Below are 21,211 nucleotides of genomic sequence, written 5' to 3' on the forward strand. Positions count from 1 at the left end.
CCTGCTTCCGGTGACCGGCACCAGGCACGATCGAGGTCAGAGCCTCGTGTTACCGCCCTTGTTCACGATGCTCGCCTTCTTGCAATTGCCCCAGGTGAGCTTCAGGCCTGTTGTGCCCCCGCCTTTGCCGCCCCACTTGATCAGTGAGATCTTCTTCCCTCCGGAGCCCCCGGTCCTGTACTTGTTGCTCTTGAAGACGTTGCCGCTTCCGCAGCGCTCCCCCTTCTCGAGCCGGCCCCACTCGCTGAACAGGGCGTACTGGCCGGAGCCGGTGAAGGTGTTCCCGCTGACGGTGTTGTTCTTGCTGCCGTCCCTGATCCTCACGGGGTCGCCAGTGATCGACGAGAACGTGTTGCCGGTGATGCTGCTGCCCGAGGTCCTGACCAGGTAGACGCCATGCATTTTGCCGCCATTGCGCAGGTTGGAGAAGGTGTTCTTCCTGATCACGATGCCCGAGGAGTTCTGGACGTGAACCCCGGCGTAGCCGGTGGATCCGCTGAGGTTCGTGAACCGGTTGCCGGAGACCGTGACGTTTTTGACGTTCCTGAGCAGGATCGCGTTGTCGTGTCCGGAGAACTTCTTGCCGCTGATGGTGAAGTTTCCAGGGCCCCCGTCGATGCAGAGTTGATAGTCGCCCTTGGGGCACTTGACCTGGCCGGGGTACTTGGCCGCGGCAACCGCCGAGCTCGGTGCGGTCGTGCCGGCCAGTGCCAGGGCGCTGCCGATCACCGTGACGGTGAGGGCTTGACGAGTACGCATGAGTTTCCTCCGTTGTTGTCAGCTGCTTTCTTCGCTGGACCGGAATGGACAGCGACGCCGTGTTCGGACGGGCCGCACACGGTGGCTGCTGGGGGCGGTGGATGCCGGCACTGCTCGACGGTGATCCCGGCGACCGGGCTGGACACCAGCCACCGGGTCATGGGGCAGCTGGTGCTCGCCGAGCTCGTGCCGGAACGGCGGGCACCCCCCCGTAGCGCCCGCCGTCCTCACCGCCCGTACCGCCCCGTGGGCGCGGCTACGAACCCTGGACCGGGTAGCCGTGCCAGCTGCCGTAGTAGTTGGTGCTGCTGGAGGGGTTGTCCTCGACCACCCTGAGGTTGGTGAGCACGCTGCTCAGGTAGACCGCGTTGCAGTTGCCGGCACCGTTGACCGAGGCCGTCGAACGCATGCTGGTCGACGCGTCGGTGTAGTAGTTGACCCACACCGAATGGCTGTCGCTCTCGTAGTCGCAGTATTCGAGATACGTCCCGTCATAGGAGTGCGATGCGTAGTCGGACCCCTGGTTGACGTCGGAGGCGCTCGCCGGCGCCGCCCACAGCCCGGCGGATGCCACGCTGATCGCCAGGGCGCCGAACACGGCCTTGAGGGCACTTCGCATGTCAGTTCCTCTCTTGGTTCGCGGATCGTGCTGTCTTTCTCCTCGCTCTTACGCGGAGCCGTCCCGCTCGTCCTCTGCCGGAGGCGGGGGTGTCGTCGGTTCCGCGGTGAGCGCTTCGGCGACGTTCCGCGCCCGGATCTTCTCCAGGTGCTTCAGCCGGCCGAGTTCAGTGGCATGACGGTCGATCAGCTCGCGCTGACGCTCCGCCGTCACGTCGACAAGGGTGGGCAGGTACCGGGTCTCGTCCTGGCAGCGGACGTCCGCCACGGCCACGGCGCGCTCCTCTTCGGTGGGGGTGCCGTCGCCCCTCCAGCGGGGATCGTGTGCCGCGGTCTCCGGGGAGGCGTAACGGTGGCCGGCGCCCTCCATGCAGGAGGCCCACGCGCGCAGGACCGCGGCCAATCTGGGGTCCTCGGCGCCGGCCGCCACCGCTTGTTCCTCCAGCCGGGCGGGAAGGCTCCGGTCCAGCTGAGGCACACCCGTCATGAGCCGGCGGGCCGCCTCGGACCGGCACCCGTGCTCCGGGACGCTCCGACCGCCGTGCTTCGGTGTCAGGCCGTAGAGCACCTTCTCCACCTCGGGAGGGATGTCGTGGTGGTGCTCGGTCAGGGCCGTGCGCACGAGAGGGTTGCGTGTGCTCCACGGCGGTGGCTGGTATCCGTACCGTGAGGCCTGATCCCGGTCCACCACCCCGAACCGTGCGGTCCGCTCCGACGCGATCGAGCGCGAGCCGAATTCCAGAGCCGACTCCTCCGGCCCCTCCCAGCGCAGCCCGAAGCCGGTCACACAGCTGCGCTCCAGCGTCGCCTGCGCTCGGTCCGACCGGGCCTGCTCGTCGGGTGACAGCCGGTACCCGTCCAGGGGAAGCGCGGTGCCCGGCCGGGGGGACGGCACCTGAGGTAACGATCGCGGGGAATGCCCTGAGCTTTGCTCAGTACCGCATCCCCCGACCAGGCAGACCAGGAACACGGCCGCTCCCGCCGCCCCACCGATTCGTCCCATCACGTTCCCCCGTCGTCCGTCGGCATCCGTGGCGCCGGCCACCGCATGAGCGCCGGCCGGGCCGCGCGCCCTGCTGGAGAACCACTCTTTGCGACTGGTCTTGAACAAACCTTGGAGAAACTTGGACCGTCTCGGCGTCGCACCTGGTGCCGCGTACTGGCCACCGGGGGTGTGCGTACGCTGACGCGGCGTACGCGCGTCGCAGCTGGTGGAGGGGGCCGCGCGCCGCCATCGTGGGCGCATGACTGCACCGTCCACCCCCACGTCCGGTCAAGCGCCGCTCCCCGTACGCGTGTTCACCCAGCGCTTCAGCTCAACCCCGCGCGGCGCACGCCTCGCCCGTCGGCTGGTGCTGCACCAGCTCGACGCCTGGGGCGTGCCGCACGGCAGCGAGGTGTCCGACACCGCCGCCCTGCTCGTCGCGGAGCTGGCCTCCAACGCCGTGACGCACGGCCGCGTCGCCGGCCGGGACTTCGAGGTCACCGCCGAGATCCTCGGCCGGACCCTGCGCATCGCGGTCTCCGACACCCGGGGCGAGCTCCGGCCGCCCGCCCCGGGCGAGCCGCGCCCCCCGATGCCGCCGCTCGCGGAGACCGGCCGGGGCATGCTCCTGGTGGAGGCGCTGGCCGACCGCTGGGACGTCCTCGACCGCGTACCCGTCGGCAAGACGGTCGTCGCCGAGCTGTACCTGTCACGGTGACGGTGCCGACGGCCTCGGAGGTCGCGCTGACAGGCCGCGACGCCGCCACCGGGGCCGGTGGTCAGGTGCACCCTGCCGCTCCGGTGGTGACGCTTCCGCGCCGCACGGGTCACGGTGCCGGCTCGCCCGGGCTCGCGCCCTGGTTATCCACAGGGGAAGCGCGTCTGCCGCCCGACATCGGACACTTCCCCTGTGCAGGATCTGACACGACTCACCCGCGACGGCGTGCTGCTGACCGCCCACGCCCTGGCCGTCGGCTGGCCCGCTCGCAGGCTCACCCGGCGACTGCGCCGCGACGGCTGGCTTCCCATTCACAGGGGCGCGTGGGCAGCGCCGGGCGTGCCGGTGGACTGGCTGCTGCGTGCCCGCGCGATGCAGTTACTGCGCCCCCATCTCGTCTGCAGTCACAGCACCGCCGCCGCGCTGCACCGCATCGAACTGCTCAGGAACGGTCCGGTTGCCGCGCCGCTGGAGTTCAGCACGACGTACCGCGGCTCGACCGACCAGCCGACGGGCGTCCGTGTGCGGGTGGCGACGCACCTCACCGACGCCGACCGGACCGTGCGGAAGGGGCTCGCCGTGACCACGCCCGCGCGGACGGCCGCCGACCTCCTGCGCGCCGGACCTCGTGACGACGCCGTCGTCGCCGCGGACTCCGCCCTCTCTCCTCGCCGAGTGGCGGGCGTGACCCGCCCGGCCCTGGTGACCCTGGCCGGCCTCGCGGCCGAGCTCGCCCCGCCCCTGCACGGGGCGCAGCGGGCGCGGCGATGGCTGCGCCTCACGGACCCGGCCGCCGGATCACCGGCTGAGACGTTCGCGCGTCTCCGGATGCACGACGCCGGGCTCCATCCGGCGTCCCAGGTGGAGCTGCGCACGCAGGCCGGCCGGATCCTGCGCCCGGACTTCCTCTTCCTCGCGGAGGGCCTGGTGGTCGAGATCGAGGGATTCGCCTTCCACGGCACACGCGAGGCCCACGCACGGGACGCCCGGCGCTTCAACGAGCTGGCCGCGTGCGCGGGCGTGAGGCGGGTGCTGCGCTTCACGGCCGCGGAGGCCTTCGGAAGGCCGGACGCGATGACCGCCACCATCCGCGCGGCGCTGGCCGACCTGGCCGGAACGTGACGCAGGGCGGGCCCGGTTTCCAGGTCATGGGCATCACGGGACGGTTGCAGGGCGGCGAGGAGGACATCGAGGTGTCCTCGAGCGCAGACGACTCTTGAGCGCTGGTGGAGGCGCTCGTCGACCGCTGGGACGTCCTCGACCGCGTACCCGTAGGCAAGCGTGTCGTGGCTGAGCCGGACCTGCCGCGGTGACGGTGCCCGCACAGCCCAGGTGGCCCCGGACGTCGCACTGACAGTCCGTGAACCCCTCTATAGGCTGGGCCGGGAAGGGCATCGGGCGGCGGAGGGCGATACGAACCGTGACGGACCTGGAGGAAAGCGGCGGCGGGGTCACCGGGAGGAACCGACGGACGAGTCCCCAGGGGTACGCCGTGGCGGAGGACGTCGACGAGCCGGACGCGCTCCTCCTGCCGCTGGGGGCGCCCCTCGAGATCGGGTCCGACGGCCGGCCGACCGGCGTGGAGCTGGAGCTGCCCTCCGACGAGGAGGGTGACGGGGGTGGCCGGTACAGCGACGCGGACGGCATCTCCGCCCCGTTCCGGCCCGACAGCATCAAGATCCATACGGAGACCACCACCGTGGATCTGCTGCTGTCCCGGCTGCGCGAGGCCATGATCGACCTCGCGCCGGACTTCCAGCGCCGGGCCGGAATCTGGAGCGACCGTTCACAGAGCCGGCTGATCGAGTCGCTGCTGCTGCGCATCCCCATCTCCAACTTCCACATGGCCCAGGACGACGAGGACAAGTGGGCCGTGGTGGACGGCGTGCAGCGGCTCACCGCCATCGCCCGGTTCATGGACCCCAAGGTCACGGGCCTCGGCCCGCTGACCCTCCGGGGCCTGGACTACCTCTGGAGATTCAACGGCAGCACGTACCAGGACCTGACCGGGCGGCTGAAGATCCGTCTGCGTGAAACCCAGCTCACCGTCCACATCATGCAGCAGGGCACCCCGGAGGCCGTCAAGTACAACGTGTTCTCCCGGATCAACACCGGCGGTATGCCACTGAAACCGCAGGAGCTGCGGCACGCACTGGTACGGGGTCCCGTCCGTGCGTTCCTCGCCGACCTGGCCGAGGACCCGGAGTTCGGTGAGGCCACCCGGTGGAGCGTGTCCGACGAACGGATGGCCGACCGGGAGATGGTGCTGCGCTTCCTCGCCTTCCGCCTGACCAATCCCGCCGAGCACACCGAAAAGGACTTCGACCAGTTCCTCATCAACGCGATGTACCAGGTCAACGTCTTCACCGAGGAGCGGCGGGAGCAGCTGGCACGGGAGTTCCGGCTGGCCATGCGGTGCGCGCGGGAGCTGTTCGGTGAGCACGCCTTTCGCAAGTGGCGTGGTGGGCAGCGGAGTTCGCCCGCCATCAACAAGGCACTGTTCGAGGCGATCTCCGTCCATCTCGCGCTACTCGACGATCACGAGCGGGACAGACTGGTAGCGTCGCGAACGAAGGTGCACGACGGGTTCTTCGCGCTCATGGACGACTGGGACTTCGACCGGTCGATCTCCATCGGCACCGGGGACCCGGCTAAGATCCGCACACGTTTCCAGCACGTGGCGCGGCTGTTCCGGGGGGTAGCTGAGCAGTGATCGACCGTCTGACACTCCACAACTACAAGGCGTTCCGCGACGCGGTGCTTCCGCTCGGCCCGCTCACCCTTCTCACCGGGCTCAACTCGTCCGGCAAGAGCAGTGTTCTCCAGGCCGTCGCGCTGCTGCGCCAGTCGTACGAAGCGGGCGATCTCGTGGTCTCCGATTTCCTGTCCGAGGCACGACGGGCGGGACTGACGGGCAGTGTCGCGAACCAGGGTTTCCTGCTCAACGGCGAACTCGTGGGTCTCGGCACCGGAGAGGACGTCCTGCACGAGGACTTCACGGAGGACGAGGCCCGGATCACCCTCGCAGTCGACGAAGGGCCGTACCACTACGGCTGGACCGTCGAGTACGACCCCGAGCAGAACCTGCTGCCCCTGCTCGATGCGGACCTGCCGCTCACCTCGGAGGGGCCCGACGCCCCGGCCGGTTCGGCGGGCGTGTCCCCGTCGTTCTTCACCGCGCCCTTCCAGTACCTGCACGCCGACCGGATCTCGCCCGCCGAGTTCTACCCGCGTGACCATCACGCTGCCATCGGCCGCGGCTTCCTCGGCGTCCGGGGTGAGCACACCGTCAACTTCCTCCGCGACCAGGCGAGGAACCCCGTTCCCGAGGGCCCGTTGCGTCATCCCCGAGCCGAGTCCGACCTCCTGCTCGACCAGGCCGCCGCCTGGATGGGCGAACTCTGCCCCGGGGTGGACATCCAGGCCGATGCCATCGAGGGCGCCGACGCCGTACGCCTCTCGTACGGGTTCCAGGGCACACTCGGCGCCACCCGGCGTCGCCGTCCCAGTAACGTCGGATTCGGCCTCACCTACGTCCTGCCGATCGTTGTGGCCTGCCTGACCGCCCGCCCCGGCTCCCTGGTCCTCCTGGAGAACCCGGAGGCGCACCTGCACCCGCAGGGCCAGACCCGGATGGCGTCGCTCGCCGCCGCCGCTGCCGCGCAGGGCGCTCAGGTGATCATGGAGACCCACAGCGACCACGTCATCAACGGCGTCCGGCTCGCGGTCAAGCAGCGGCGGCTCGCGCCTGGGCAGGTGGTGTTCCACTACTTCCGTGGCGACGGCACCGGCGTGGACGTCGTCAGCCCGCAGGTCGACGCGGACGGCATGCTCGACCAGTGGCCCGAGGGCTTTTTCGACGAGCTGGAGAACACGCTCGACCAGCTCATCGGCTGACACCCGCCGGGGAGGGCGGGGCAAGGCGCACACCATCCGGAGGGGGAGACGTGCCGCAGTTGTTCCTGAACGAGAAGTCCTGTGCAACCCGTGCCGACGCGCAGCGGGTCAACCGCGCCATGACCGAGATGGTCAAAGCCGTCCTCGCGGTGGCCAGGGAGGACAGGGCCGGTACCCGGCTGGTCGCCGACAAGCCCGTCAACGCGTTGGAGCTCGCCGAAGGCCACGCGATCGGCAAGTGGATCGGCACACCGGGCACCAGAGACCTGTGGCAGCGGCTCGCGATCCTGGAGACCAAGTGGCCCCACCGGGAGGCCTTCCCCGAAGGGGAGTCACACTCCGACGTCGCGTACCGCCACGACGGGGAGACGGTCGAAGGGCTCGGTGCCGCGCACCTGACGGGCGGACTCGGCATCTCCCTCCCGGTCGAGCCGCGCTGGATCACCGACCGGCTGCCCCTCGTCCGGGAGGAACTCCTTGACGACGAGGACGGCAGCTCCGCGTTCACCGCGGTCGAGATCCGGCACGCCGCCACCACCGAACACGTCACGGCCCACCTGCCGTGGATCCGGCAGGGCACCGACACCGCTCGGCAGAAGGCCGTCGAAGGACTGCGGTCCGGCGCCGAGTTGTGGGGCCTGCGGTCGGAACTCTTTCCCCTCCTCCAGTTCCTCCCGCTCGCCGAGCAGCACTTCGTCCAACTCCCCGAGGTGTGGGTGCGGCCGGTGGGCGAACGGCTCGGGGAGCTCCAGGACGCGGTCAGCGACTGGGATCCGGAGCGGCAGCCCGTCGCGCCCCAGTGGCGTTCCTACGTCCGCACCGAGTTCGAGGCCCGGCGGCGGCTGTGCTGGTTCACCGACACCGACGGCGAGGACCGGCTGTTCGACTGGCACTGCGACTTCCTGCCGTCACCGGGCCGCATGCACTTCCGGCTGGTCCACGAGGAGCGCACCCTGCGCATCGCGTACGCCGGGCGGAAACTCGGCAAGTGATCCGGGCAGGAGCGCCCGGCCCGCCCCGCTACCGTAGGGCGGTGATACGGGCGGCTTCGGTCTGCCCCGCTCCCAGCCGCCCCACCAGCACCAAGGAGGACCGCGCGTGCGTCCCACACTCGCCGCCGACCAGGTACGGGCCAGTCTGAGCCAGTACCTCGCGACGACGTACGCGCTGGCCGACGAGAGCACCCGCCGCGCCCTGGAGGGCTTCCTCGGCGACGACGACGACGGCATCTTCCGCGGCCCGTACCTCCGCATCCGCACACCCTTCCGGAGCGCCGAGGGCGACGACTGGCAGCGGCACCTGACCTGGTGGCCCCGCGACTTCACCCCGCACCGGCACCAGGAGCTCGCCTGGGAGAGGCTGTCCACACTGCACGGGCCGGCGCGGCCCACCCTCGTCACCACGGGCACCGGGTCCGGGAAGACCGAGTCGTTCCTGATCCCGCTGCTCGACCACTGCCGCCGCGAGCGTGAGGCGGGCCGGGAGGGCGTCAAGGCGATCCTGCTCTACCCCATGAACGCCCTCGCCACCGACCAGGCCCACCGCATCGACAAGCGGCTCGACGACCCCAAGGACACCCGGCTGCGTGATGCGGGTGTGCGGGCCGGGCTCTACATCGGCGACAAGCCGTCGCAGGAGTTCAAGCAGGCCAACCCCACGATCACCGTCGACCGGGACGAGATCCGGCGCACCCGGCCGGACATCCTGATCACCAACTACAAGATGCTCGACCTGCTCCTCCAGCGGCCCGAGGACCAGCGGCTGTGGCAGGACTCCTCGCTCGCGTACGTCGTCCTCGACGAGTTCCACACCTACGACGGCGCCCAGGGCACGGATGTCGCCATGCTGCTGCGTCGGCTCGGGTCCGTCACCGGACTCGCGGAACCCGGCCGTCCCCTGGGGCCGGTCTGTCCCGTCGCCACGTCGGCCACGCTGGGGGAGAACGGCCCCGGCGAAAACGGGCGGACGACGGGCGGCGGGCCCGGCATGCTGGAGGTCGCCGGGCAGGTCTTCGGCGTACCGTTCCCGCCGGAGTCGGTCGTCGGTGAGGACCGGCGCTCCACCAGGGACTTCACCGGCGAGAGCGACTTCACACTGCCTTTCCCCTCCCCGCAGGAGGTCGCCGAGCTCGGCGACCCCACCCGCGATCCGGACGCCATGGACGGCCTCGTCGCCGCGTTCACCGGCCTGAGCGGCCCCAGCCCGGAGGAGCTCGGCGGCGTGCTGCGCCGCCACCGGCTCACCGCCGCGGTCCTGGAGATCCTCGACGGCACCCCCAGGACCCTCGCCGAGATCACCGAGGTGCTGCCCCGCTACGCCTACCACTGGGGCGTGGCCGTGCAGCAGCGGCCGCGCGTCGCCGCCCAGGCACTCGCCCGCTACATCGCCCTCCTGTCGTACGCCCGCGATCCCGAGCACCCGGGGCGGCCCCTGCTGTCCATCGAGATCCACCACTGGGTGCGGTCCGTCTCCCGTGTGCTGCGCGGCATCAGCGCGGCCCGTGCGGAGTTCCGCTGGGACGACGAGCGGGTCACCTCCCGCGGCGCACTGGCCCGCAAGGACGGACCGGCCGCCCGGACCTCGCCGTACGACGGGGAGGACCCCGTCGTGCCGGCCGGCGCGGCCGAGCAGGCCGCCGTACCGGCCGACGACAGCGCCCCACCGCCCGCCGAGGTGTTCCTGCCGGCGGTCTTCTGCCGCGAGTGCGGACGCTCCGGCTGGGCCGCCTACTCGCCGGAGGTCGACCCGGCCGAACTCGACCTGAACGCCTCCAAGATCCGCCGCGCCTCGGTCGGCCGCGACAAGCGCCGGGTGCGCAACATGATCGCCGCGACCCCCCGGGAAGTGCACGACGCCGCCTTCGCGGCCGGGGCGGAACGCCGACGCGGCGGGCCCGCGGTCATGGTCCTGGAAGGCACCGGCGGACGGCTGCGCCCCCTCTCACCCGAGACCGACTTCACAGCCCCCGCCGGCGGCGACGGACCACGCCGGCCCGGGCCCCTTCACAATGCCGCGTTCGTCCACGCCGACCTGGACGGCGACCGGGCCGCCGAACGCGACCAGTGCCCCGCCTGCCGCACCTTCAACTCCATCCGCTACCTCGGCACCGGCCTCGCCGCACTCGCCGCCGCCGCCGTCACCCAGCTCTTCACCGGCGGCGAACTGGACAAGAGCAAGCGCGAGAACAAGACCCTCCTCTTCAACGACTCCGTGCAGGACGCCGCCCACCGCGCCGGATACGTCGCCAGCCGCTCCTACACGTTCTCGCTGCGCGCGCTGCTCGCCAGCCGCATCGACGAGGACGAACCGACGACCCTGAGTGATCTGGCCGCCGATCTGATCGCCGACGTCGTCGACAGCAAGGCGGTGCAGGCCGCCGTCATCCCCCCGGACCTGCACCTGATCCGGGGCGTGGACACCCTGCTCTCCGGACGCAGCCACGGTTCCCGGGCCACCTGGGAACTGATCGCGCAGCGCCTGGCGTTCGCCACCGTCATGGAGTTCGGCCTGCGGTCCCGGCAGGGCCGCACCCTGGAACTCACCCGCACCGTCGCCGCCGACGTGCCCCTGCCCGACGCCGACGCCGTCGCCGACCTCGTACGCGAGACGCTGCTCACCACTCCTGGAGAGATCGCCCTGCCCGACGGGTCGGTGCCCGGCCCCGACCGGTACACCGGCTTCGTCCGGGGCCTGCTGGAGCGGCTGCGTGTCCGGGGTGCCGTCCGGCACGCCTGGCTGGACCCCTGGCTCGACCAGGCAGGAGTACGCCGATGGGCGATCTGGGGCGGACGCGAGACCGGCATGCCGGCCTTCCCCCGCGGGGTCTCCGCGCCCGCGTTCCTGCTCGGCACCCCCAAGCAGGGCAGTGAGGACTTCGACGTCCTCACCGGCCGGCTCGGCTGGTACCAGGACTGGGCCGTACGCTCCCTCGGGCTGCGCAGGGAGGCCGCCACCGACTTCCTGACCCGGCTGCTGCCCGCCCTCGCCGACACCGGGGTCCTCGCCGTGCGCACCGCACTCGACGGGGCGACCCGCGTCTACGGCCTCCAGCCCGGACACATCCAGGTCCGCAGACTCGCCGACGACACGCTGCCCGACGCCACCGCGCACTGCCCGGTCTGCTTCTGGGAGCAGACCGTCCATCCCGACCTGGCCGACCAGTGGCACGGACAGCCGTGTCCGCGCTACCGCTGCCCCGGAATCCTCGCCACCGGCCGGGACCTCGACAGCGGCCTGCGGCAACGGGACTTCACCGACGACTTCTACCGGCGCATGTACCGCGAGGCCGGTGTCTTCACCATCAACACGGCGGAACACACCGGCACACTGTCCCGTGCCGCACGCGAGGCCGTGGAGAAGGCGTTCCGCGAGGGCACCGACGTCCACTACGCCAACCCGCAGGTGCTGTCCTGCACCCCCACCCTCGAACTCGGCATCGACATCGGCGACCTGTCGGCCGTCGTCCTCGCCTCCCTGCCGAAGGGCCCGGCCAACTACATCCAGCGCGTGGGCCGGGCCGGTCGCTCGACCGGCAACGCGTACCTGCTGACCATGGTCGACCGCGGTCCGCGCGACCGCTACTACCTGGAAGAACCCCGGCTCATGATCGCCGGGGACGTCCTGCCGCCCGGCTGCTACCTGTCCGCCGCCGAGATCCTGCGCCGCCAGTACGTAGCCCACCTCCTCGACCTCGCGGGCGCCGGACGGCTGACCGCCCCGGACGGGACGCCGCTGCGGCCGCTGCCCGGGCGCGCCACCGACCTGTTCGGGGCCTCGGCCTGGCAGGCCGAGTTCGCCGAGGCCGCGCTCGCCGGGGGGCAGCAGCTGGTGGAGGGCTTCCTCGGCCTCTTCCCCCCGTACGACGAGAGCCGCGACACCGGCGTCAGCCCGCAGGCCCGCGCCGCCCTCGTCACGTACGCGACCGGCCCGGGCGAGGAGGGCCTGGGGGGCGCCCTGGAGGCCGCGTGCCGGCGCTGGGAGGACCGCCGTGCCGACCTGCAGCGCCGGACCGAGGCCATCGACCGGGCCCACGGCCTGCTCGTCGCAGGCGACCCCGACCACGAACGGCAGGGACGTGAACTGCGCGCGGAGCGCCGGGACGTGGCACGCGTCTCCCGCGAGATCAGCCGCACCACCGCGCACGGCGCGCTCGTCGATCTCGGTCTGCTGCCGAACTACAGCCTGATCGACTCGGCCACCGAACTGGAGGCCACCCTCACCTGGTCGGAGAAGCGGCCCGACGGCAGCCGTAAGGACCACAGCAAGACCCTCCACCACAGTCGCCCCGCGCGCCTCGCCCTCTCCGAGTTCGCCCCCGGCAACCACTACTACGCCCAGGGCTACAAGCACCGTGTCACCGGACTGGACATCGGCAGTCCCGGCCGTCCGGCATGGATCTGGTGGCGCGTATGCCCCGACTGCGGGCACGTCCGCACCCACCGTGCCGAGCAGGACCCCTCGCCCTGCCCCCGCTGCCGGTCCGCGGCCATCGGTGACGTCGGCTGCCTGCACAAGGTCCTGGTGCCGCGCCGCGTCACCTCCCGGGACGAACGCGACGACGTCCGCGTCCGCGACGACAGCGACGAGCGGGAGAGGCGGCACTACACCGTCGTGCCCGCCGTCGACATCGACGCGAAAGACGTCGAACAGGCGTGGAAGCACGAACACGCCACCTTCGGATGGGAGTTCACCCGACAGGCGCGCATCCGCCACATCAACACCGGAGCCACCCGGGTGGACGGCGGCACCGACACGGCCTTCGCCGGGCGGGAGGTCCGCCTCAACCCCTTCTGGGTGTGCGACGCGTGCGGCTTCGCGGACCCCGACGGCGGCCCCGCCGCCCAGGACACCGGTGACGCGGCCGTCTACGGCAAGTACCACCGGCCCTGGTGCCCCAGGCGGCGCGGCGGGGCGGATACCGCCCGGCGGGGCGAGAAGGTGCTGCTCGCCCACGAGCTGCGCACCGACGCCCTGCGCATCCTCATCCCCGCCGTCACCGCCCACACCCAGGAACGGCTCGCCTCCTTCAAGGCGCTGCTGCTGGCCGGTATCGCCCGCAGCTACGGCGGCGACCCCGACCACCTCGCCGTCGTCACCGACTCGATGCCCGAGGAACACGGCGACGCCGCCCTGCGCCGTCACTTCCTCGTGCTGTACGACACGCTGCCCGGCGGCACCGGATATCTGCACCGCCTCGCGGGCCAGGACGGTCTGAGGGGCGTCCTGGACGACGCCCGCCAGGTGATCGAGACCTGCGTGTGCGTCGGCCAGGGCCGTCCCGCGTGCCACCGCTGCCTGCTGCGGCACGTCACCGACGGCGAGTACGAACTCGTCTCCCGTGAGCACGCGCTGGACATGCTCGGTGACCTCTTCGGCCGCACCGCCGACCGGTGGAGTACCGAACCCGTCGCCACCGCAAGGGACATCACCCTCGTGCACCAGGTGGAGAGCGAACTGGAGGCGCTCTTCCGGCGTGGGCTGCTCGAATGGGCCGAGCGGGTGGACGAGGTCAGCGTGCGCACCGCGCTCACCGCCGACGGCACCAGGGACACGACCCTGCGCTTCACCGCACCCGACGGCACGGTCCGCGGCTGGCAGATGGAGACGCAGACACCGCTCGGCTTCACCCGGCCCGACGTCGTCTTCCACAGCACCGACGACGACCGGCGGGTGGCCGTCTACCTCGACGGCTACCGCTACCACGCGAGCCCCGAGCACCTCACCGCCGAGGACGACGCGGACAAACGCACCCGCCTGCGGGCGGAAGGCTGGCAGGTGTTCCAGCTCACCTGGGACGACGTGCAGGCGTGGACGGGGCGGACGAAGCCTCAGGCCGACCCCGTCTGGAAGCCGTACCCGAACACCGCGCAGAAGACGGCCATGGACGTGCACCGACGCATGCACGGAGGAGACACCCGGGACCTGTCGCGCTTCGTGTGGGCCAACCCCGTCGAGACACTGATCGGGTACCTCACCGACCCGGACCCCGACGCCTGGCGGCGCCGCACCCAGAGCGCGCTCGCGGGCTTCGCCGCCGTGTCGGCGACCAGCAGGGCGCTGGCCGACGGCGAGGAGACCGGCCGCAGGATCGGCGAGGCGCTGCACGGGCGGCGGCTCGCCGGAGGACAGGGCGCCGTGCAGGTCATGGCGACCCGGGACCTGTCAGGGTGTCCGCTCACCATCGCGCTCGACCTGCGCAGGGGGCAGACCGGAGCGGTCTGGACCGCACTGACGGTGCTCGACGACAGCACGGACACGGTCACGGCGGACGAGGCCGCACACCGGCGGCGCTGGCAGGCCTGGCTCTACTGGAGCAACCTGCTCCAGTTCCTGGACGCGGGCGACGGAGACGGGGTCCAGCTCACGGCCGGCATGCTGCCGGGGTTCGACCCGGCCGGACTGTCGGTCACCGGCGGCGCCGGGTGGCTCACCTCCCAGCGGCGGGCGGATGAACCCGAGGCCGTCGGGCAGACCGCCGGGGAAGCCCCCGCGGCCGCCCGCGATCCCGCCTGGGACGAGGTCATCGAGTACCTCATCGACGACCCCGGGCTCCCCGGCCTCGCCCGCGCCCTCGCCGGCCTCGGCCTGCCCGCACCCGAGGCCGGCTACGAACTCGGAGCAGCCGCCTGGCCCGCCGAACTCGCCTGGCCGGAGCGGCGGACCGGTGTCGTCCTCGCGCACCGGCCGGACCCGGGCAGCAACCGGGACATCGACGCCGAACAACGCGACCGGGCCTACCGGGACGCGGGCTGGCAGGTCCGCACCGCGACGGAATGGGACGCCGGCGAACTCGCCGGACTGGTGAGCGGAGCCGCCGGCCCGGCCACGGACGAACACGAGGAGAACGAGCGATGACGGTCACCGGCGCGCCCAGGGCGGGCGTGACCCTGCGCCTGCTGGACAAGGCCGACAAGGAAATCGTCAAACTGGACCGAGCCGTCCTCGGCGCGTTCTACAAGTTCCAGCACGACTTCCGCCGCAACCCGGACGCCGGGGGCTTCGACCTCAAACAGCTGGAAGGCCACGACCGGCTCTGGTCGGCGCGCGTCAACCGCGAGTGGCGGGCCCTGATGATCCGCCTCGGCGGTGACGACTGGCTTCTCGTCTCCGTCAAGCACCGCAGCCACGTCCACAAGAACCTGGACCGGCTCAACTACGGCATCAACCACATCACCGGCGCCATCGAGTACGTCGACCTCCAGGTCGTCGAGGAGAACGTGCAGCGCCGCGAACCCGCGCCGCCCGCTCCGGAACCCGCCCTTCCGCGCGAGCCGGTGGAACAGCCCCTGTTCGCCGCGTACACCCACGAACAGCTCGCGGACCTCGGTGTCGCCGAACCGCTCATCCCGGTCGTCCGGAAACTCACCACGGACGACGAGCTGCTCGGTCTCGCCGAGTACGCGCCCCGCCACACCGGGGAAGTCCTCCTGCGGCTGCACGACGGTGTTCCCTACGACGCGGTCATGGACCAGGTCACCGCGCCCGTCGCCGTGCGCGAACCCGAGCAGAACCTGGACACCGACGACTGGCAGGCGGCCGTCGACCGCTCCCAGACCGTGGTGATCACCGACGACGAGTCCCTGCAGAGCATCCTGGAGGAGGGCGACTTCGGGCGGTGGAAGATCTTTCTCCACCCCACCCAGGAGAAGCTGGTCCACCGGCGCTACTCCGGCCCGGCACGGGTCGGCGGCGGGCCGGGGACGGGCAAGACGATCGTCGCCCTCCACCGTGTGTGCCACCTGGTGAGCGCGCTCCCGCCCGGTCGCAACAAGCCCGTCCTCTTCACCACCTTCAACAAGAACCTCGCCGCCGACCTGCGCGCCCGGCTTCTCTCACTCGGCGGCCCCGACATACTCGCCCGGGTCGACATCGCCCACGTCGACCAGCTCGCCACCCGCCTCGTCAGCGAGGCCGACCCGGGCAGTGCCAAGCGGCGGATCGACGACACGGCAGCCTTGCGTGAGTGGCGGGAGCTGCTGTTGGAGGCGGGGGAGGCCCGCTGGAGCGCCGAATTCCTCAGCGACGAGTGGAACCAGGTCATCCTCGGTCAGGCGGTGACCTCCCGGAGCGACTACTTCGCCGCCCGGCGCGCGGGTCGAGGACGCAGCGTCACCCGTGCCGAGCGAGCCGGAATCTGGCAGCTCTCCGAACGTTTCACCCAGCGCCTGGAGACCAAGGGGCTGGAGACCCACCGGCAGGTCGCCGAGCGGGCGGCACGGCTGGAGATCGCCCGCAAGGCCAGAATCGACCGGCGGTCGGAGGAACGCGACGACCGGGGAGGCCTGGACAACCTTCACGTCGAGGCCGGCTCCGGCGCCTGGCTGCGTTACCGCTACCGGCACATCGTGGTCGACGAGGCGCAGGACCTCAGCGCCGCCCACTGGAAGATGCTGCGCGCCATGGTGCCGGCCGAGCCCGACGACATCTTCCTCGTCGGCGACACGCACCAGCGGATCTACGACAACCAGGTCACACTCGGCAGCCTCGGTGTCCACATCCGCGGCCGGTCCTCCCGGCTGACCCTCAGCTACCGCACCACGCGGGAGATCCTGCGCGACGCCATCCGGGTCCTGGACGACGCGGAGTACGACGACCTCGACGGCAGTGCGGAGACGATCGCCGGATACCGCTCCGTCCTCCAGGGCTCGAGCCCGTCCCTGCGTGGTGCACGCAGTTGGGACGAGGAGATGGACCTCGTCGTCGAGCAGCTGCGTGAATGGCACGACGTGCCCCGCGAATCCACGGCGATCTGCGTCCCCACCAACGACATGGTCACCCAGCTCGCGGACCGTCTCGCCCGGCGCGGCATCACGCCGACCGAGATCACCCAGGACGGACCGCGCAACGACCAGGGCGTCCACATCGGCACCATGTACCGGTTCAAGGGGCTGGAGTACCGCTGCCTGATCATCGCCGGGGTGGCCGAAGGACTCGTACCCCGCGCCTCCGTGGATGCCTGGGAACGCACGGACCCGAGCCGCCACCAGCGTGAACTGCACCGGGCACGCTCGCTGCTCTTCGTCGCGGCGACCCGCGCCCGTGACGCGCTCACCATCACGTGGCACGGTGAGCCGAGCCGCTTCCTGGTACCGCTGCTTCCGCCCCGGTGAAAGGGGGCGCTGCACGCCGGGCGTCATGCCATGTGCCCCGGGCACCCGGAACCGGGGCACATAGAGTGGGGCGACGGTGTGCCGCCCGCGCGTCGCGGGCCGGCGGCGCGCAGGGACGGGGCGTGCGCGGACGCAGTGTGCGCAGAGGACATGGACGGGGAAGCGGTATGTACGAGGACGGGCAGTGCGGCCGTCACGGTGCGGCGGGGGCACCGAGATGAGCGTCGACCACGTCCCGCCGGTGCGTGAGCCCACCCGCATCCCGCACTACCCGGAGTTCGCGTCGTGGTGCGGCACCGAGGCCACGGCCGACGGGCACGTGCGGTACCGCGCGGCCGGCGTCGTCTACGGGCTTCCGCACATCCCGCGCACGATCGCGTGCGACGGCGTGCCCCACCGCGCGGTGTCGCCCGGTCACCCGCGCGAGTGGCACAGCCGGCCGGTCGGGCCCGCCGGGCTCTGCCGCGTGCTTCCCGCACCGGGGGCCCTGCGGTGACCGCCGCCGCCGGCCGACGCGGGCTGCTCACCCGGTTGTCCATCGACGACGTGCTGATCAGTGAGCTGTTCACCGACCCACCGGACGTCGCGCTGTTCCCGCAGGAGGCCGAGGTCGTGGCCGGCGCCGTCGAGTCACGACAGCGGGAGTTCGCGACCGTACGGCGGTGCGCGCGCACCGCCCTGGCCCGGCTCGGCGTGGCACCCGGGCCGATCCTGCCCGCCCGAGAAGGTCCGGCGTGGGCGAGCCGCGCGCCGAAGTGGCCCGACGGCGTGGTCGGAAGCATGACGCACTGCGACGGATACCGCGCCGCGGCGGTGGCGCGCCGTTCGGCGATCGCCTCGGTGGGAGTGGACGCCGAACCGAACGCCCCCCTGCCCGACGGCGTGGAGGACCTGGTGGTGCTGCCCGAGGAGCGCGGCATCCTCGAACGGCTCGTCGCGGCCGAACCCGCGATCGCCTGGGACAGGCTGCTGTTCAGCGCCAAGGAGAGCGTCTTCAAGGCTTGGTACCCGCTGACCGGCCGCTGGCTGGACTTCAGCGATTGTGTGATCGAGCCTGATCCGGACCGGGGAACCTTCACAGGCACCCTCAAGGTCCCCGGACCGGTCGTCTCCGGGAAACAGATCGACCGCTTCGAGGGGTGGTGGCACAGCTCGGCCGGTGAGGGCACCGGCCTCCTGGCCACGGCGGTCGTCGTCCGTGGGCGAGATCCGCTGTCCTGACTCCGCGCTCCGGCTCCCGCTCGCGGCACGCCCTCCCGGCCGGCCCGGGGGTCAGCCCACGTACGCCGGCGGCTGGCGGTCCTTCCACGGCACGGCCTGCTCCAACTGCGCGGCCACCTGGAGCAGGAGATCCTCCCGGCCGTGCGCCGCGACGAGCTGCACCCCGATCGGCAAACCCTCCACGCTCTGGCCGAGAGGCAGACTGACGGCCGGGTTCCCCGAGACGTTGAAGGTGGCCGTGAACGGCCCGTGCGTGAAGATGTGACTCAGCCAGGAGCGCACCGAATGGTGTGGACCGTCGTAGTTCAGGGTGGCGTGCGGAGCGGGCAGCCGGGCCAGCGTCGGCGTGACCAGCAGGTCGTACTCCTGGAAGAACCGGCCCACGGGCCGGGTCACCCGGTTCTGGGCCTCCATCGCCTTCATGACGTCCTGCACGGTGAACGCCTCGGTCTCGGCGAGCACACGCCGCGACACCGCTTCCAGCGACGAGACGTCGGGCCGGCGGGGTGCGCCCCGCAGCACTGCGGCACCTGTGGTGACGGCGGTGAGCATGGCGGCCTCGACGACCGCCTCACCATCGACGTCCAGCCCGGTCTCGGTCACCGTGTGACCGATCCACTCCAGCACCTTGCCGACGGTCACCGTGGCCTCCGCCACCTGCGCGTCCACAGACCCGCCCGTCCACGCCGAGGTGGTGAGTGCCACCCTCAGCCGCCCCGGATCGGTACGGATGGCCTCGGCATACGGGCGTACCGGCGGTGGCGCCTGGTACTTGTCGCCGACCGGGGGCGCGCCGACCGCGTCCAGCAGATGCGCCGTGTCCCGCACGGTACGGGTCACCGCGAACTCCACGAGCTGCCCGAAGGCGACCTCACCGCTCAGCGGCCCGCAAGGGGTGCGCCCGATCCCCGGCTTGAGGCCGACGAGACCGCAGGAGGACGCCGGGACGCGAATGGAGCCGCCCGCGTCGTTGGCGTGCGCCAGCGGTACCGCGCCCGCGGCGACGAGCGCGGCCGCGCCACCGCTCGACCCGCCCACGCCGCGCCCGGGGTTCCAGGGATTGCGGGTGGGGCCGTAGCGCACCGACTCGGTCGCGAAGTTCAGCCCGAACTCCGGAGCGGTGCTCTGCCCGAGCGCCGCCAGGCCCGCGGCACGGAACCGGGCCATCAGGTCGTGGTCGACCACCGCGTAGGCGCCGTTGATGCTGCGGCTGCCGAGCGTGAACGGCACGCCCTGGGCGAAGGGGCCGCTGTCCTTGATGACGAAGGGGATCCCGCCCAGCGGCCCGTCGGGCTCATGAGCCAGGGACGGGTCGAACAACGGCCGGGTCAACGCGTTGAGATCGGCGTCGGCCCGCTCCAGCGCAAGCCGTGCCACCTGCTCCACCTCGGCCGCGCTCACCTCCCCGTCCCGGATCAGCTTCCGCAGACCGACCGCGTCGAAGGACGCGTACTCGTGGAGTTCCAGTGGTCCCAGCTCCTGGCCTCGTTGCCGACGTGTGGTCAGTGCCGCGTCTTCGCGGTCTCGATGTGCCTGGTGATCTCGCCCACGACGCTCTCCGCATGTGCGCTGACGAAGAAGTGCCCGCCGGTGAAGACCCGGATGCGGAACGGGGCGACCGTGTGCTGCGCCCACGCCCTGGCCTCAGCCACGTCCACCAAGGGGTCGTCGTCGGCCGTCAGGGCGACGACCGGGCAGTTCAGCGGGGGCCCCGGCTCGTAGCGGTACGTCTCGACGGCACGGTAGTCGCTGCGCATGGCCGGCAGGACCATCCGCAGGACCGCCTCGTCGGCGAGCACCTCCATGTCGGTGCCGCTCAGCCGCCGCAACTCCCTGACGAGCCCGTCGTCATCGAGCAGATGGACCCGTTCGCTGCGATGACGCGAGGGCGCCGTGCGCCCGGACGCGAACAGCCCCAGCGGCACGATCCCCCGTACTTCGAGCCGCCGCGCGACCTCGAAGGCTATCGTCGCCCCCATGCTGTGGCCGAACAGGGTCAGCGGCCGGTCCGCCCAGCGCACGAGCTCCTCGGTGATCCGGTCGGCCAGGGTCGCGATGTCGTCCACATGCGGTTCGTTCATGCGGTCCTGCCGGCCCGGGTACTGCACCGCCAGAACGTCGACGCCGGGGGCCATCGCCCGGGAGACGGGGAAGTAGAACGTGGCCGACCCACCGGCGTGCGGGAAGCAGACCAGACGGGTACCTGCCTCCGGCGCCGCGTGGAACCGGCGGATCCAGCCGCTGCTCATGGGCAGTTCAGCCACAGCTCTCACCCTTCGACGTACAAGCTCTTACTGAAGCGACGGCTACCCTAACTTGATCTTTAACATCCGATATCGAACGATGCGTCGAACCCGATCACACGGGCCGGTGCCCGGCGCGCGCCGGGGTGGCCTCCATCTGAACATGCGCTCCGCCCGGGCAGTGCAAGCGTCCGCTACGAAGACCGTGAGGGCGGGCCTGACCTCGTCAAGGCCTTCCGGGCGAACCTGACTCGTCCCTCGCGACACCCGTCGGCGCCACCGGAATCGGTACCGGATCACGCCCTCGCCGCGTGACGGGAACGTGTCCGAGATCACGGAGCGGTTCGTAGATCAATTTCAGCCACCCGTTATGCTTGTCTTGTTCGCTTGTTCCTGTAAGACTTCCTTTCATTGTGACCGGTTTTGTCGGAGCTTCGGCTCGTCACATCGGTGACAGGGGGGCGGGGCAGGGGAGGCGAGCCGCCCGGCATCAACCTGGGGCCCGCTCGCGCGGAACATTCGGTACGGCCTTCAGGGGCGAGAAAGACGGTCGTTCGGACACTGTGAAGTGCCGGGCGCGAGGGGCGGGTCGGACTCAATCATGCGCAAGAATCGAAGTGGCACCGTCCGTGGCGCTCGTCTCTCCGATATGCGTCGGCTC

The 21,211-nt window shown here is 71.3% G+C and carries 13 protein-coding genes and 1 pseudogene; 9 read left to right on the top strand and 5 right to left on the bottom strand.

Going from position 1 to position 21,211, the window contains the following annotated elements; genetic code table 11:
• Positions 1 to 36: 36 nt before the first annotated feature.
• From ACWD04_RS23940 to ACWD04_RS23950, 3 genes are all read right to left on the bottom strand, one after another.
• Positions 37 to 759 carry a right-handed parallel beta-helix repeat-containing protein gene (locus ACWD04_RS23940; RefSeq protein ID WP_451135085.1) on the bottom strand — a complete coding sequence of 241 codons (723 nt, stop codon included), beginning with the start codon at positions 757 to 759 and terminating at the stop codon, positions 37 to 39.
• A 256-nt stretch (positions 760 to 1,015) separates the two neighbouring features.
• A complete protein-coding gene (locus tag ACWD04_RS23945; protein WP_451135087.1) occupies positions 1,016 to 1,378 on the bottom strand; it encodes a hypothetical protein in 363 nt (120 codons plus the stop codon).
• Positions 1,379 to 1,426: 48 nt separating this feature from the next.
• On the bottom strand, positions 1,427 to 2,272 hold the full coding sequence (locus tag ACWD04_RS23950; RefSeq protein ID WP_451135089.1) for a hypothetical protein: 846 nt from the start codon (positions 2,270 to 2,272) through the stop codon (positions 1,427 to 1,429).
• Positions 2,273 to 2,621: 349 nt separating this feature from the next.
• Here ACWD04_RS23950 and ACWD04_RS23955 point away from each other — a divergent pair, with 349 nt between their 5' ends.
• The 9 genes from ACWD04_RS23955 (at position 2,622) to ACWD04_RS23995 (ending at position 18,307) form a co-directional block, all read left to right on the top strand.
• On the top strand, positions 2,622 to 3,080 hold the full coding sequence (locus ACWD04_RS23955) for an ATP-binding protein (protein ID WP_451135091.1): 459 nt from the start codon (positions 2,622 to 2,624) through the stop codon (positions 3,078 to 3,080).
• Positions 3,081 to 3,272: 192 nt separating this feature from the next.
• Positions 3,273 to 4,202, top strand: a complete 930-nt coding sequence (locus ACWD04_RS23960; protein ID WP_451135093.1) for an endonuclease domain-containing protein — start codon at positions 3,273 to 3,275, stop codon at positions 4,200 to 4,202.
• A 370-nt stretch (positions 4,203 to 4,572) separates the two neighbouring features.
• Positions 4,573 to 5,793 carry a DUF262 domain-containing protein gene (locus ACWD04_RS23965; protein ID WP_451135095.1) on the top strand — a complete coding sequence of 407 codons (1,221 nt, stop codon included), beginning with the start codon at positions 4,573 to 4,575 and terminating at the stop codon, positions 5,791 to 5,793.
• Positions 5,790 to 6,977: a DUF3696 domain-containing protein gene (locus tag ACWD04_RS23970; RefSeq protein WP_451135097.1), complete on the top strand. Its 1,188-nt coding sequence runs from the start codon at positions 5,790 to 5,792 to the stop codon at positions 6,975 to 6,977. Before ACWD04_RS23965 ends, ACWD04_RS23970 begins: the two co-directional genes overlap by 4 nt.
• A gap of 50 nt (positions 6,978 to 7,027) precedes the next feature.
• Positions 7,028 to 7,969 (top strand): hypothetical protein, encoded by a 942-nt coding sequence (locus ACWD04_RS23975; protein ID WP_451135099.1) that lies wholly within the window; start codon positions 7,028 to 7,030, stop codon positions 7,967 to 7,969.
• Positions 7,970 to 8,075: 106 nt separating this feature from the next.
• Positions 8,076 to 14,831 (top strand): DEAD/DEAH box helicase, encoded by a 6,756-nt coding sequence (locus ACWD04_RS23980; RefSeq protein WP_451135101.1) that lies wholly within the window; start codon positions 8,076 to 8,078, stop codon positions 14,829 to 14,831.
• Positions 14,828 to 17,086, top strand: a complete 2,259-nt coding sequence (locus ACWD04_RS23985; protein ID WP_451135103.1) for a UvrD-helicase domain-containing protein — start codon at positions 14,828 to 14,830, stop codon at positions 17,084 to 17,086. The genes ACWD04_RS23980 and ACWD04_RS23985 overlap by 4 nt, the downstream gene beginning before the upstream one ends.
• A 217-nt stretch (positions 17,087 to 17,303) precedes the next feature.
• Positions 17,304 to 17,582 (top strand): hypothetical protein, encoded by a 279-nt coding sequence (locus tag ACWD04_RS23990; protein WP_451135105.1) that lies wholly within the window; start codon positions 17,304 to 17,306, stop codon positions 17,580 to 17,582.
• A 23-nt stretch (positions 17,583 to 17,605) separates the two neighbouring features.
• On the top strand, positions 17,606 to 18,307 hold the full coding sequence (locus ACWD04_RS23995; RefSeq protein ID WP_451135119.1) for a 4'-phosphopantetheinyl transferase family protein: 702 nt from the start codon (positions 17,606 to 17,608) through the stop codon (positions 18,305 to 18,307).
• 51 nt (positions 18,308 to 18,358) lie between these two features.
• On the opposite strand, the pseudogene ACWD04_RS24000 reads toward ACWD04_RS23995, so the two are convergent.
• Both ACWD04_RS24000 and ACWD04_RS24005 read right to left on the bottom strand, forming a co-directional pair.
• Positions 18,359 to 19,603: pseudogene (locus ACWD04_RS24000) on the bottom strand (amidase); the annotation flags it as partial.
• A 206-nt stretch (positions 19,604 to 19,809) separates the two neighbouring features.
• A complete protein-coding gene (locus ACWD04_RS24005; protein WP_451135121.1) occupies positions 19,810 to 20,556 on the bottom strand; it encodes a thioesterase II family protein in 747 nt (248 codons plus the stop codon).
• Positions 20,557 to 21,211: the final 655 nt, after the last annotated feature.

This window comes from Streptomyces sp. NPDC002911 (assembly GCF_053591835.1).